The sequence below is a fragment of the Sphingopyxis sp. genome, assembly GCF_040216815.1.
Taxonomy (GTDB): domain Bacteria; phylum Pseudomonadota; class Alphaproteobacteria; order Sphingomonadales; family Sphingomonadaceae; genus Sphingopyxis.
In genome coordinates, this window is record NZ_JAVJOJ010000011.1 from 38,141 (window position 1) to 51,815 (window position 13,675).

Below are 13,675 nucleotides of genomic sequence, written 5' to 3' on the forward strand. Positions count from 1 at the left end.
CCTTAGGCAAAGCGGGGCGATTGATCAACCGCCCCGACGCAACCGGTGTCGCGCGCCGCGGCGCAACCATCGCCGCGCCTTATCCATTGTCACTATGGATGCTGCCCCCTAGAAGAACGGCCATGTCGAACATCATATCCTCGAACCGGCCCGGCGGCGGCATCAAATGGCAATGGCCCTCGATCCACCCCGAAGGCCGCAAATTCCTGTTGATCGCGGGAATTGTGACGCTTTGCTTCTGGTTGCTGGGATGGGCCATCGTCGGTTGGCTGATGCTGGGCGTGACGATGTGGATCGGGGCCTTTTTCCGCGATCCGGTGCGCGTTACGCCTGCAAGCAGTGACCTGATCATCGCGCCCGCCGACGGCTTGATCACCCAGATCGCCGAAGTCCCACCGCCGCCCGAAATTGCCGGTCCCGATGGGCTGGGCAATGCGCCGATGCTGCGCGTGTCGATTTTTATGAGCGTCTTCGACGTGCATATCAACCGTACGCCGGTCGCGGGCACGCTGCGCAAGCTGGTCTATATCCCCGGCAAATTCGTGAACGCCGACCTCGACAAGGCAAGCGAGGAGAATGAGCGGCAGCATTTCGTCGTCGAACGCGCCGATGGCGTGCGGATCGGCTTTACGCAGATCGCGGGGCTTGTCGCCCGGCGCATCATGCCCTTCGTGACGATGGGCAACGAACTCGCAACGGGCCAGCGCGTCGGGCTTATCCGGTTCGGCAGCCGTGTCGACGTCTATCTGCCCGCCGGCACGACGCCGCAGGTGCTGCTCGGCCAGCGCACGCTGGCGGGTGAAACCGTCGTGGCACGGATCGGCATCGCCGAGACACTCGACGGCATCGGGCAATAAGGTGACGGAAGGGGAGCACCCCTCGTCCGACGTCGCGGGTCGCCGCCTCGGCGGCATCAGCCTGCGCGCCTTTGCGCCCAATGCGATTACGGCGCTTGCGCTTTGCTTCGGCCTGACGGGCGTGCGCTTCGCGATCGGCGGCGAATGGGAAAAGGCATTGGCGGCGGTTGTTTTCGCCGGCGTGCTCGACGGGATGGACGGGCGCATCGCGCGGCTGCTGCGCGCGCAGAGCAAATTCGGCGCCGAGCTTGATTCGCTGTCGGACGTGATCGCTTTCGGCGTCGCGCCGGCGATGATTCTCTTCCTGTGGTCGCTTGCCGATGCGCCGAAATTCGGCTGGACCGCCGCGCTGGCCCTCGCGGTGTGCTGTGCGCTGCGTCTCGCGCGGTTCAATTCGCGGATGGACGCCGATTTCCAGCCGCACAAGTCGGCGGGGTTTATGACCGGCATACCGGCGCCCGCGGGTGCGGGTCTGTCTTTTGTTCCCGTCTATCTCTGGCTGGTATCCGGCAACGACCTGTTCCGCGAATGGTATGTCGTCATGCCATGGGCGCTCGGTGTTGCGATGCTGATGATTTCGGCGATCCCGACCTATAGCTGGTCGTCGATCCGTTTGCGTCGATCATGGAGGCTGTTCGCGCTGGCCGGCGTCGGCCTGCTGGGCGCGGCCCTCGTCACCGTACCGTGGCTGACGCTGCTCGTCGTCTCGGCAATCTATGTCGCGCTGTTGCCGTTCGGCATCGCAAGCTATGCGAAGGTCAGGCGGCGCAGCTGAGCCGCCGCTGAGCGCGAACGGCGGACGGCACGGCGCGCGGGCTGCCGCGGAGCGCCGACGATCGGCGCAGCTTGATTTTCTGTGGGAGGGGATCGGACTGCGGGGCCACGCCGACCGGGAAGGCGCCTTCGCCGAGCAGCGCCGAGACGACAGCGCTACTGTTATTCCGGAGCATCGCAAGGATGACCAGAACGCCCAATCCGGCGGCGAGAGCGAAAAGAAGAGCGGCGGCGACCTGAAGCATGATCTTGTCCTTCCGGTTTTCCTGTGCGAAAATCCGTCGTGATGGAACGGTTGCGTTGCGCAATTCGTTTCATGTTCCCTTTTTGTTCTCAAATCGATTGCGGCAAACCGTTTTGTTTTATCGACGAAGCGTTTTCGTCGCAAAGATGGAGTGCGGGCGCCCCATGGGCCGTCACCCCTTGCTTTTCGGAGCGAAGGCCGCTAACGGGCCGCCCATTCCACATGGAAGGCGCACATACCGGTGCCGGGATCATCCCATCGCGGATGCCTCGGTTCTTGCTTTCCAGAGGACCAACCGGAAGGAGAAAGACTATGGCGGCACCTGTCGTCACGATGCAGAATCTTATCGAGGCCGGCGCACACTTCGGCCACCAGACCCACCGTTGGAACCCGCGCATGAAGCCGTATATCTTCGGCGCGCGCAACGGCATCCACATTCTTGACCTGTCGCAGACCGTGCCGCTCTTTGCGCGCGCGCTCGACTTTGTGGCCTCGACCGCGGCCGCGGGTGGCAAGGTGCTGTTCGTCGGAACCAAGCGCCAGGCACAGGGGCCGATCGCCGATGCGGCCCGCGCTTCGGGCCAGCATTTCGTCAACCACCGCTGGCTGGGCGGCATGCTCACCAACTGGAAGACGATCTCGAACTCGATCAAGCGGCTGAAGGCGCTCGAAGAACAGCTTTCGGGCGACACTTCGGGCCTCACCAAGAAGGAAGTGCTCAACAAGACGCGCGAACGCGACAAGCTGGAACTGAGCTTGGGCGGTATCCGCGATATGGGCGGTATTCCCGATGTCATGTTCGTGATCGACGCGAACAAGGAAGAGCTGGCGATCAAGGAAGCCAATGTCCTTGGCATCCCCGTCGTCGCGATCCTCGATTCGAACGTCTCGCCCGACGGCATCGCTTTCCCGGTTCCGGCGAACGATGACGCTGCGCGCGCGATCCGCCTCTATTGCGACGCGGTAGCCCAGGCGGCGACCCGTGGCGGCCAGCAGGCACGCGCCGATCGCGGCGAAGATCTGGGTGCTGCCGTCGAGCCCGTCGCCGAGCCCGCGCTGACCGAGGAAGCCCCGGCGGCCGAAGCCGCTCCCGCGACCGAGGACGAACAGGTTCCCGCCGAAGCGGCAGCCGAAACCGAACGTCAGAGCGACGCCTGATCGCTCTTATATGACGGGGCGGCGCGGCATCGGTCCGGCGCCGCCCCTGTCATCGGTTTGACTTATCGCGCCGCCATGCGCGCGGCGAACGCAGGCCCAGCGAGCCTGCCCCTTTTGGAAAGGATTATGACATGGCTGAGATCACGGCCGCCCTCGTCAAGGAACTGCGCGACCGCACCGGCGCAGGCATGATGGACTGTAAAAAGGCGCTCGCCGAAAACAACGGCGACATCGAAGCGTCGATCGACTGGTTGCGCACCAAGGGCCTCGCCGCCGCCGCCAAGAAGGCCGGCCGCGTCGCCGCCGAAGGCCTGGTCGGCTTTGCGACCGACGGCACCAAGGGGGCGCTGGTCGAAGTGAACAGCGAAACCGACTTCGTCGGCAAGAATGAGCAGTTCCAGGCGTTCGTCCGCGACGTGACGCAGGTTGCGCTCGCGAACAGCATCACCGACATCGACGCGCTCGCCGCCGCATCCTATCCGACAGGTGGCACCGTTGCCGAGCAGCTGACGAGCAATATCGCGACGATCGGCGAAAACCAGTCGCTGCGCCGCGCCGCCGTGCTGACGGTGAATTCGGGCGTCGTGACCGGCTATGTCCATAACGCCGCCGCGCCGGGCATGGGCAAGATCGGCGTGCTGATCGCGCTCGAATCGAGCGCCGGCGCCGATGTGCTCGAACCGCTGGGCAAGCAGCTGGCGATGCACGTCGCTGCCGCGAACCCGCTCGCGCTCAACGGCGACGACCTCGACGCCGACTTGGTCGCGCGCGAACGCGCCATTGCGGAAGAAAAAGCGGCGCAGTCGGGCAAGCCCGCTGACATCGTCGCCAAGATGGTCGACGGTTCGATCGCGAAGTTCCGCAAGGAAAATGCGCTGCTGTCGCAGCTGTTCGTGATCGACGGCAAGACCCCGGTGGCCGAAGTCGTCGCCGCCGCGGGCAAGGATGTCGGCGCCGCGATCACGCTCAAGGGCTTCATCCGCTTCCAGCTCGGCGAAGGCATCGAGAAGGAAGAAAGCGACTTCGCTGCCGAAGTCGCGGCGGCCGCGGGCGTCTGATCCGAAATCGGGATTGCCGCCCTTTTTTCTCGTCACCCTGAACTTGTTTCAGGGTCCATGGCCGGTCCTCCCGGTCTCCGCAGGCTTGGAAGGCGAAAGCCGGGCCATGGATGCTGAAACAAGTTCAGCATGACGGTGTGAACGGGCGCGGCAGTCCGCTTGGCAATGGCGCGTGCCCGCTCTAGGGTGCGCGCCATTCGCATTTATCGAGTTTGCAAGAGGTTCCCCCCGACATGGCATTGCCCGGCATGAAACGCATCCTGCTCAAATTGTCGGGCGAGGCGCTGATGGGTTCGACCCCTTTTGGCATCGACCCCGAAACGGTGGCGAACATGGCGGCCGAGGTAAAGGCGGCGAAGGATCGCGGGCTGGAAATCTGCCTTGTTATCGGCGGGGGCAACATCTTTCGCGGCATGGCGGGCGCCGCCAAGGGCATGGACCGCGCGCAGGCCGATTATATGGGGATGCTCGCGACGGTAATGAACGCGCTGGCGATGCAGAATGCGCTCGAACAGCTCGGCGTCGAGACGCGCGTGCAGTCGGCGATCGAAATGGACAAGGTGTGCGAACCGGTGATCCGCCGCCGCGCCGAGCGCCATATGGAAAAGGGCCGCGTGGTGATCTTTGCCGCGGGCGTCGGCGCGCCCTATTTCACGACCGACAGCGGCGCTGCCTTGCGGGCGGCCGAGATGAAATGCGATGCGCTTTTGAAAGGCACGAGCGTCGACGGCGTCTATAATGCCGACCCCAAACAGGACGCCAATGCCGTGCGCTATGACAAGCTCAGCTATGACCGCGTGCTCGCCGACAATCTGAAGGTGATGGACGCGAGTGCGGTCGCGCTCTGCCGCGACAATCATATCCCGATCGTCGTGTTCAACATTCGCGAAGCCGGAAATCTGGCGCGCGTGCTGGCGGGCGAAGGCGTTTGCACCGTCGTCGGCGACGGCGCGGCCTGACGAGACCAAGAGAGGAAAGACAGATGGCGAAATATGACAAGGCCGACCTCGAGCGCCGGATGCACGGTGCGGTCGAATCGCTGAAGCATGACCTGGCGGGCCTGCGCACCGGGCGCGCGAACGCCGCGCTGCTCGATCCGGTGACGGTCGAGGTTTATGGCAGCCACATGCCGCTTAATCAGGTCGCGTCGATCAGCGTGCCCGAACCCCGAATGCTGTCGGTGCAGGTGTGGGACAAGGGCAATGTCGGCCCGGTCGACAAGGCGATCCGTTCGGCCGGTCTCGGGCTCAACCCGATCGTCGACGGCCAGATGCTGCGCCTGCCGATCCCCGAAATGACGCAGGAGCGCCGCAAGGAGCTGTCGAAGCTTGCGGGACAATATGCCGAAAAGGCGCGCGTCGCCGTGCGCAACGTCCGCCGCGACGGGATGGACAATCTGAAGCAGGACGAAAACAAGAAAGAAATCAGCGAGGACGAGCGCAAGCGCGCCGAAACCGAGGTGCAGAAGCTGACCGACGCGACGATCGCCGAGATCGATGCGGCGGCAAGCGCCAAGGAAAAGGAAATTTTGGGCTAGTGGACCGAATGGTCGCATTGCGCAATTTTGGCCGTCCCAGCGAAAGCCGGGACCGCAGGCGCGCAAGCGCGGCGCTTGGTCGAAAGCGATCCCAGCTTTCGCTGGGATGACGGATAGACGATGAGCCAAACCCCTCACGGCGCGCGCCATGTCGCCATCATCATGGATGGCAATGGCCGCTGGGCCAAGAAACGCCTGTTGCCGCGCGTCGCGGGGCACAAGGCGGGAGTCGAGGCGGTGCGCACGATCGTGCGCGCGGCGGGCGACCTGGGGCTGGAGGCGATGACGCTCTATGCCTTTTCTTCGGAAAACTGGAAGCGCCCCGAAGAAGAGGTCAACGACCTGATGGGCCTGATGAAGCGGTTCATTCTTTCGGACCTGGACGAATTTGCCGCCAATGACGTCAAGCTGAAGGTCATCGGCAACTGGCGCGCGCTCGCGCCCGACGTCGTGGCGCTGATCGACAATGCGCTGGAGCGGACATCGGGCAACAAGCGTACGACGCTGGCGGTCGCGCTGAACTATGGCGCGCAGGATGAGTTGGTGCGCGCGGCGAGTGCGGCCGTCGCGAAAGGCGAAATCACCGCCGAGACGATCGAAGCGCATCTCGACACCGCCGATTTGCCGCCGCTCGACCTTCTGATCCGTACCTCGGGGGAGGTGCGGTTGTCGAATTTCCTCTTGTGGCAGTCGGCCTATGCAGAGCTTTATTTCACCGACAAGCTGTGGCCCGATTTCACCCCGGCCGATCTGAAGGCGGCGCTCGACCATTTTGCACGCCGCGATCGCCGTTACGGGGGACTTTGACGATGGCCACCGGCGCCTTGACCCCCTTTATACTCCCCCGCGAAGGAGCATCGGGTCGGATCGTCCCCCGGACGATCCTTGACCATGCGGGGCATGGTCAACCCGATACTGGTCCATCACCGACCCTTTCGTCATTCCACGGGCGGTCGCAGAGAATGCCAGGGGCAGGTGATGGACTCCCGCCTTCGCGGGGGAAGATGTTGGTTCGGTTCGATGAGGGCGGAGAGGTTTAAAGCGATGGCAACCGCAACAAAATCGGACCTGTGGGTACGGATCGGATCGGCGATCATCCTGTTCGCGATCGCGGGCGCGGCACTATGGTTCGGGGGCATCGCTTTCGGCCTGCTGCTGCTCGTCGGCGGCGCGCTCGTCCTCGTCGAATGGTTCGCGCTGGTGCGCGCGATGGCGGTCGGCGGCGGGGTCAGGACAGCGCTGACGGTGCTCGGCCCGATCCTGATCCTCGGCGCGGTCGCGGGGCTGTGGTTCATTCGCGACCAGCTTGGGATGACCGCTGCGCTCTGGGTGTTTGGCATGGTCTGGGCGACCGACATCGGTGCTTATTTCGCAGGACGTGCGTTTGGCGGCGCGCGGCTGGCGCCGAAGATCAGCCCGTCGAAGACCTGGTCGGGGCTGTTCGGCGGCATGGTCGCGGCGCTGATCGCCAGTGCGACGATCGGCGACCGCGCGGGGATCGTCGGCGTGCCTTTGTGGATTGGTTTGTTCATGGGGCTGCTCGCGCAGATGGGCGACCTTGCCCAAAGCTGGATGAAGCGACGCGCGGGGGTGAAGGATTCGGGGAAGCTGATCCCCGGCCACGGCGGGCTTTTCGACCGCGTCGACGGCTTGCTCCCCGTTGCGTTGCTGCTCGGCGCGCTGGCATTCGCGGGCCTGTTCGCGGTGCGTGGTTGACATGACGCGCTGCCTCTCCCTCTTCGGCGCCACCGGGTCGGTCGGGCAATCGACGCTCGACCTTGTGCGCCGTGACGGCGAGGCGTGGCGCGTCGGCGTGCTCACCGCGAATTGCGACGTCAGGGAACTGGCGCGGCTCGCCCTCGAGTTTCGGCCCGATGTGGCGGTGGTCGCCGACGAAAGCTGTCACGACGCGCTGAAGGCCGCGCTCGCGGGGTCGGGGATCGAAACCGCGGCGGGGGCAGCCGCGCTCGTCGAGGCGGCCGGGCGCCCGGCGGACCTGGTCATGGCCGCGATCGTCGGCACCGCGGGGCTCGCGCCGACGATGGCGGCGCTGGCGGCGGGGCGTGACGTTGCGCTTGCCAACAAGGAAGCGCTGGTGTCGGCGGGGGACTTGATGACCGCCGCCGCGCGTGCATCAGGCGCGACGATCCTGCCCGTCGACAGCGAGCATAATGCGATCTTTCAATGCCTTGCGGGCGGGCGGATCGACGAGGTTCGCCGCATCATCCTGACCGCGAGCGGGGGGCCGTTCCGTACGATGAGCGCCGCCGACATGGCGGCTGCGACCCCGGCGCAGGCGGTTGCGCATCCCAATTGGTCGATGGGCGCGAAGATCAGCGTCGATTCGGCGACTATGATGAACAAGGGGCTCGAACTCATCGAGGCGCACCACCTGTTCCCCGTCGGGCTCGACCGGATCGAGATCCTCGTCCACCCGCAATCGGTGATCCACAGCCTTGTCGAATATATCGACTGCTCGACGCTCGCGCAGCTTGGTTCGCCCGACATGCGCATCCCCATCGCGTCGGCGCTTGCCTGGCCCCAGCGGATGGCGACACCCTGTGCGCCGCTTGACCTTGCGACCATATCGCGGCTCGATTTCGAGGCGCCCGACGAGGATCGCTTCCCCGCGACCGCGCTCTGCCGCGCCGCAATTGCCGAGGGCGGCGCACGTCCCGCCCAGCTCAACGCCGCGAACGAGGTGGCGGTCGCCGCCTTCCTCGCGGGCCGCATTTCCTTTCCCGCGATCGTCGATACGGTGCGCCGGGTGATCGACGCCAATGCACCGCCGGTGCCGACGTCGCTTCAGGACATATTCAGCGTCGATGCCGCATCGCGGGCGGCTGCGCAGCGCTTTGTGGAACGCCAAGGGTCAGGACCTGTTCATTATGCTTGAGACGCCCGGCTTCGGTTTTACGATCCTTGCTTTTCTGCTCGTGCTCGGGCCGCTCGTCTTCGTCCACGAATATGGCCATTATATCGTCGGCCGCTGGTGCGGGGTGAAGGCGGAAACCTTCTCGATCGGCTTCGGGCGCAAGATCGTTGGCTGGACCGACAGGCGCGGCACCGAATGGAAGATCGGCTGGCTGCCGCTCGGCGGTTATGTCCAGTTCGCGGGCGACCGCGACGCGGTCAGCCAGCCCGACGCCGAATGGCAATCGCTGCCCGCCGAGGAGCGCTCGCACACCTTTCCCGCGCAACCGGTGTGGAAACGCGCGGCGATCGTCGCCGCAGGCCCGGTCACCAATTTCCTCTTCGCGATCCTGATCCTGGCGGGATTTGCCTGGGTGGGCGGCAAGGTCGTGACCCCGCCCGTCGCGGGCGCGATTTCGGCGGGGTCGGCCGCCGAAGCCGCGGGGCTTCGCGTGGGCGACCGGATCGTGTCGATCGACGGCCGGGCGATCGCGACCTTTGGCGACATTCCGATGGCGGTCGCGCACCGGCCGGGCGAGGTGATGCAGCTGCGCGTGCTGCGCGAAGGGAGCGAGCGAACGGTCGCGCTCGCGCCGCGGCTCGTCACCGAAAAAGACCCCTTCGGCAAGGAGTATGAACGCGCGATCATCGGCCTGGCGCCGCCGGCGCCGCAGCTGGAGTCGGTATCGCTGGTCGAAGCCCCCGCGGTCGGGCTGCACCAGACGTGGCAGATCGTCCGCCAGACCGGAGAGGTGCTGGCTCAGTTCATCACCGGCCGCCGGTCGATCAAGGATATGAACGGTCCGGTGAAGATCGCGGAGATTTCGGGACAGGCGGCGACGCTGGGCATCGCCTCGCTGATATTCTTCATCGCGCTGATTTCCATCAATCTGGGGTTCATCAACCTCTTGCCATTGCCAATGCTCGATGGCGGCCATTTGCTTTTCTATGCCTATGAAGCGATCCGGCGGCGGCCCGCGCCGCTGCGTGTGCAGGAATGGGCTTTCCGCTTCGGCTTTGCGGCGGTGGTGACGATTATGCTGGTCGTGACTTTCAACGATTTGGGCGCATTGGGCGTGTGGGACGGGATCGCGCGCTTGATTGGCTAGCGAGTCTGGGGCAGGGAGTGGCGCACAAGCCCGCGGTCAGGCGGGTTTGTTGCTTTTGAGATATTTTTCGGGATGAACGGCGTGGCTTCACACACAATCTTGGGCCGGACACAGCTGTCGGTGGCTCTTCTGGCCGGTACGATGCTCAGCGCGCCGCTGATGGCGCAGGATGTCGCGCCTCCGGCGGTTCCCGCGCCGACGGTTCCCGCTCCCGCCCCCGAAGCGGCGCCGGCCGCGACCACCATTCGGTCGATCACAGTCACGGGAAATCAGCGGCTCGAGGCGCAGACGATCCTCTCTTATCTGCGGCTGCGCGTCGGTCAGACCTACGACCGGGCGACGCTCGACCAGGCGCTGAAGGATCTTGCGGCGACCGAGCTGTTCAAGGATTTCCAGATCACCGACAATGAGGGGGCGCTGCAAATCCAGGTCACCGAAAACCCGGTGATCAACCGCGTGATCCTGGAGGGCAACAAGCGCCTCAAGGAAGACAAGATCCGCCCCGAAATCAAGCTTGCCCCGCGCCAGATCTTTACGCGGTCGAAGGTTCGCGCCGACGTTGCGCGCATCATCGAGCTTTACAAACGGCAGGGCCGCTTTGCCGCGACGGTCGAGCCGAAGATGGTGTCGCTCGACCAGAACCGCGTCGATGTCGTGTTCGAAATCAACGAAGGGCCGAAGTCGAAAGTCCGGCAGATCAATATCATCGGGAACGAGAAATTCAGCGACGGCGACCTCAAGGACGAGATGGCGACCAAGGAAACGGGGCTGCTGACGATCCTGTCGTCGAACACCAGCTACGACCCCGACCGCCTTGCCTATGACCAGCAGAAGCTGCGCCTTTTTTACCTGACCAACGGCTATGCCGATTTTCGCGTCATTTCGGCGGTGGCGGAGCTGACGAGCAACAAGCAGGACTTCATCATCACCTATGTCGTCGAGGAGGGCGAACGCTACAAGTTCGGCGACGTCGACGTGAAAAGCGAGCTGCGCGACTTTCAGCCGGAGATGCTGAAGAAGCTGCTGCCGATGAAGACCGACGATTGGTACGATGCCAAGCTGGTCGAAGATACGGTCGAAAGCCTCAGCGAAACCGCGGGCCTGTTCGGCTATGCCTTTGCCGACATCAATCCCGAGTTTCGCCGCAATCCCGACGACCGGACGATGGACATCACGTTCAACGTCGCCGAAAGCCCGCGCACATACGTCGAACGCATCGACGTCAACGGCAACACGCTGACGCACGACAAGGTGGTCCGCCGCGAATTTCGCCTCAACGAAGGCGACGCCTTCAACAGCTTTGGTGTCAAGCGCACCGAAAACCGCATCAACAGCCTCGGTTATTTCCAGGAAAATCTGGAGATCGAGCGCAAGGAAGGCAGCGCGCCCGACCGCATCGTCCTGGAAACCAATGTCGAGGAAAAGCCGACCGGCGAACTGTCGCTGTCGGCAGGTTTCTCGTCGATCGAGAATTTCCTGCTTCAAGCGTCGATTCGCCAGCGCAACTTCCGCGGTCTCGGCCAGCAATTGCAGGCATCGGTCAATTATTCGAGCTATTCGAAATCGGTCGAGCTGGGCTTCACCGAACCCTATCTGTTCGATCGCAACATCTCGGTCGGCGGCAGCGTCTATCGCCGCGACCTCAATTCGTTCAACTTCATCGACAACGACCGGCGCACGACGTTCGAGCAAGTTACCACGGGTTTCCAGCTCAATGCCGGCGTGCCGTTGACCGAATTCCTGTCCTTCTTTGGCCGTTACAGCCTCAACTTCGACGATGTGACGCTCGACAGGAACCTTTACTATTTCGGCAACGAGTGCGATCCATTTGTTGCCGGTCGTTACTTGTGCGACGCTATCGGCAAACGTACGACGTCGCTGATAGGCTATACGCTTGCTTATGACGATCGCGATAACCGGCTGCGCCCGACGCGCGGTCAGTCGGCATCGCTCAGCCAGGATTTCGCCGGCCTCGGCGGCAGCGTCAAATATGTCCGCACGCGCATCGCCGCGTCGAAGCATTTCAATCTCGGCAGTCGCTTCATTCTCAATGTTTCGGCCGAGGGGGGCTATATCTACCCCTTCGGCAGCGCCCCGACTCCAACGAGTGACAGGGTACGGCTGATCGATCGGTTCCAGCTCGGCGAACCGCAGATGCGCGGTTTCGACATTCGCGGTATCGGCCCGCGCGTGATTCGCTATGCCGTCGACAATACCGATCCTGCCAATCCGATCGTTATCACTGAAACTGACGGCAACCGGGGTCAGATTGATGATGCCCTCGGGGGACGCGCCTATTACCAAGGTCGCATCGAACTCGATATTCCGCTGGGTACCGGCGCGAAGGAATTGGGGCTACGACCGTCGATTTTCCTCGATGTGGGGTCGGTATTTAACGTTCGCAAGCCCGAGTTGACGACGCTCGCGAGGTTTATCGACCCGGCGGATGGTCTCGCTAAGAATCTTTGCCGAAATGGCACCACTGGCGCCCCACCGACCTTCGGGTCGAACGTCAATCCGACGACAGGCGCGATAGAAACGCAGTATCAATATTGCCCCGCGGGCACGACGTCGAATCTCCCCCCATTCGAGGAACGCTTCTTCGGCGACACATGGATGCCGCGCGTGTCGATCGGCGCCGGGGTCAATTGGAACTCCCCCTTCGGTCCCTTCCGGATCGACTTCGCTTACGCCCTTCGCAAAGAAGAGGGCGATGATACCAAACGCTTCTCATTCAACGTAGGAACCCAATTCTGATGAAAAAACTTCTTGCCGCTTCCGCGCTGGCAATCGCCGCGCTGTCGGTCTCGCCCATTCTGTCGGCCCCCGCCATCGCGCAGGCGAAGGGCGTGGCCGTCGCCGACGTGCGCGTCGCCGCGGCGCGTTCGAACGCTTTCCGCACGGCCTCGCAGCAGATCGAAACCACCTACAAGGCGCAGATCGACCAGCAGCAATCGCGCGGCCAGACGCTGCAGGCCGAAATCAACGTGCTGATCGCCAAATATAATGAAGAGGCGAAAAAGACGCCGCAGAATCAGGCGGCGTTGCAGGCCGCCGCGAAAGCGGTGCAGGACAAGCGCCAGGCGGCGCAGACCGAACTCGGCCAGATCGGCGCGCCCGTCGACCTTGCCATTGCTTATGTCGAGGACCAGATCAGCGTGCGTATGAACGAGGCGATCAAGGCGGCGATGACCGCAAAGAAGGTCGACCTGCTGCTCAACCCCGACGCGGTGCTCGCGCGTGAGAATAATGTCGATATCACCGACGCCGTCGTCACCGAGCTCAACCGCATCCTGCCGAACGTGTCGATCGCGGTCCCGGCCGGCTATCAGCCGGGCCAGCTCGTCCAGCAGCGCAATCAGCAGCTGATGGACGCCGCGCGCGCGGCACAGGGCACCGGAACCCCGGCGCCGGCCGGTACCCAGCCGACCACGCGCTAAAACCATGGCGGACGGGGAAGGCGCAGGCGAAGCGATGGGGCCGGTGGATATTCGCCGGATACTGACGCTGTTGCCGCATCGTTATCCGATGCTGCTCGTCGACCGGGTGGAATCGATGGTGAAGGACACCTCGATCCACGCGGTCAAGGCGGTGACGATGAACGAGCCCTTTTTTCAGGGGCATTTCCCCGGCCGGCCGATCATGCCCGGCGTCCTCATCGTCGAGGCGCTGGCGCAGGCCGGCGGCATCCTTGCGGTCGAGTCATTGGGCCTCGGCCGCTCGGGCAAGCTCGTCTATTTCATGGGCATCGACGGGGTGAAGTTCAGGAAGCCCGTCGAACCCGGCGTGCTGCTCGATCTCCACGTCACCATCCTCCAGGCGAAGCGGAATATCTGCAAGTTCGAAGGGAAGGCGATGCTGGGCGGACAGCTCGCGACCGAATGCCAGTTCACCGCGATGATCGCCGATCCGCCGAGCGACTAGTACCGCAATGTCCCGCCCGCCGAAGCAGAGGGACGATATCACGCCATGCTGGACGATCTCTCCGTGGCCAAGAAACTTAAACCAAATGGCTTCTTGCAATC

14 protein-coding genes are annotated in these 13,675 nt (G+C 63.8%); 13 read left to right on the plus strand and 1 reads right to left on the minus strand.

Annotated features, from left to right (window positions below; all coding sequences use genetic code 11):
* Positions 1 to 122: 122 nt before the first annotated feature.
* The gene (locus RIA72_RS15245) at positions 123 to 857 is read left to right on the plus strand and encodes a phosphatidylserine decarboxylase (RefSeq protein ID WP_350033204.1); all 735 of its coding nucleotides are present in this window, start codon (positions 123 to 125) and stop codon (positions 855 to 857) included.
* A gap of 1 nt (position 858) precedes the next feature.
* Entirely contained in the window at positions 859 to 1,632 is a 774-nt protein-coding gene (locus tag RIA72_RS15250) for a CDP-alcohol phosphatidyltransferase family protein (protein ID WP_350032921.1), read from the plus strand.
* On the opposite strand, the gene RIA72_RS15255 is transcribed toward RIA72_RS15250, so the two are convergent.
* Entirely contained in the window at positions 1,616 to 1,939 is a 324-nt protein-coding gene (locus RIA72_RS15255) for a hypothetical protein (RefSeq protein WP_350032922.1), read from the minus strand. The genes RIA72_RS15250 and RIA72_RS15255 overlap by 17 nt on opposite strands.
* Positions 1,940 to 2,187: 248 nt before the next feature.
* On the opposite strand from RIA72_RS15255, the gene rpsB reads away from it, so the two are divergent.
* The 11 genes from rpsB to fabZ all read left to right on the plus strand — a co-directional run bounded on the left by rpsB (position 2,188) and on the right by fabZ (position 13,574).
* The gene (gene rpsB / locus RIA72_RS15260) at positions 2,188 to 3,033 is read left to right on the plus strand and encodes a 30S ribosomal protein S2 (RefSeq protein ID WP_350032923.1); all 846 of its coding nucleotides are present in this window, start codon (positions 2,188 to 2,190) and stop codon (positions 3,031 to 3,033) included.
* A gap of 131 nt (positions 3,034 to 3,164) precedes the next feature.
* Entirely contained in the window at positions 3,165 to 4,091 is a 927-nt protein-coding gene (gene tsf / locus RIA72_RS15265) for a translation elongation factor Ts (RefSeq protein ID WP_350032924.1), read from the plus strand.
* 233 nt (positions 4,092 to 4,324) lie between these two features.
* A complete protein-coding gene (pyrH, locus tag RIA72_RS15270; protein WP_350032925.1) occupies positions 4,325 to 5,050 on the plus strand; it encodes a UMP kinase in 726 nt (241 codons plus the stop codon).
* A gap of 23 nt (positions 5,051 to 5,073) precedes the next feature.
* Entirely contained in the window at positions 5,074 to 5,628 is a 555-nt protein-coding gene (frr, locus tag RIA72_RS15275; protein WP_350032926.1) for a ribosome recycling factor, read from the plus strand.
* Between the two features lie 120 nt (positions 5,629 to 5,748).
* Positions 5,749 to 6,435 (plus strand): polyprenyl diphosphate synthase, encoded by a 687-nt coding sequence (gene uppS / locus RIA72_RS15280; RefSeq protein WP_350032927.1) that lies wholly within the window; start codon positions 5,749 to 5,751, stop codon positions 6,433 to 6,435.
* Between the two features lie 237 nt (positions 6,436 to 6,672).
* A complete protein-coding gene (locus RIA72_RS15285; protein WP_350032928.1) occupies positions 6,673 to 7,344 on the plus strand; it encodes a phosphatidate cytidylyltransferase in 672 nt (223 codons plus the stop codon).
* Between the two features lies 1 nt (position 7,345).
* A complete protein-coding gene (locus RIA72_RS15290; RefSeq protein ID WP_350032929.1) occupies positions 7,346 to 8,524 on the plus strand; it encodes a 1-deoxy-D-xylulose-5-phosphate reductoisomerase in 1,179 nt (392 codons plus the stop codon).
* Positions 8,517 to 9,650 (plus strand): RIP metalloprotease RseP, encoded by a 1,134-nt coding sequence (gene rseP / locus RIA72_RS15295; protein ID WP_350032930.1) that lies wholly within the window; start codon positions 8,517 to 8,519, stop codon positions 9,648 to 9,650. The genes RIA72_RS15290 and rseP overlap by 8 nt, the downstream gene beginning before the upstream one ends.
* Before the next feature lie 72 nt (positions 9,651 to 9,722).
* Entirely contained in the window at positions 9,723 to 12,407 is a 2,685-nt protein-coding gene (gene bamA, locus RIA72_RS15300) for an outer membrane protein assembly factor BamA (protein WP_350032931.1), read from the plus strand.
* Positions 12,407 to 13,090 (plus strand): OmpH family outer membrane protein, encoded by a 684-nt coding sequence (locus RIA72_RS15305; protein ID WP_350032932.1) that lies wholly within the window; start codon positions 12,407 to 12,409, stop codon positions 13,088 to 13,090. The genes bamA and RIA72_RS15305 overlap by 1 nt, the downstream gene beginning before the upstream one ends.
* 4 nt (positions 13,091 to 13,094) lie before the next feature.
* Positions 13,095 to 13,574: a 3-hydroxyacyl-ACP dehydratase FabZ gene (fabZ, locus tag RIA72_RS15310; RefSeq protein ID WP_350032933.1), complete on the plus strand. Its 480-nt coding sequence runs from the start codon at positions 13,095 to 13,097 to the stop codon at positions 13,572 to 13,574.
* The last annotated feature ends 101 nt before the right edge of the window (positions 13,575 to 13,675 follow it).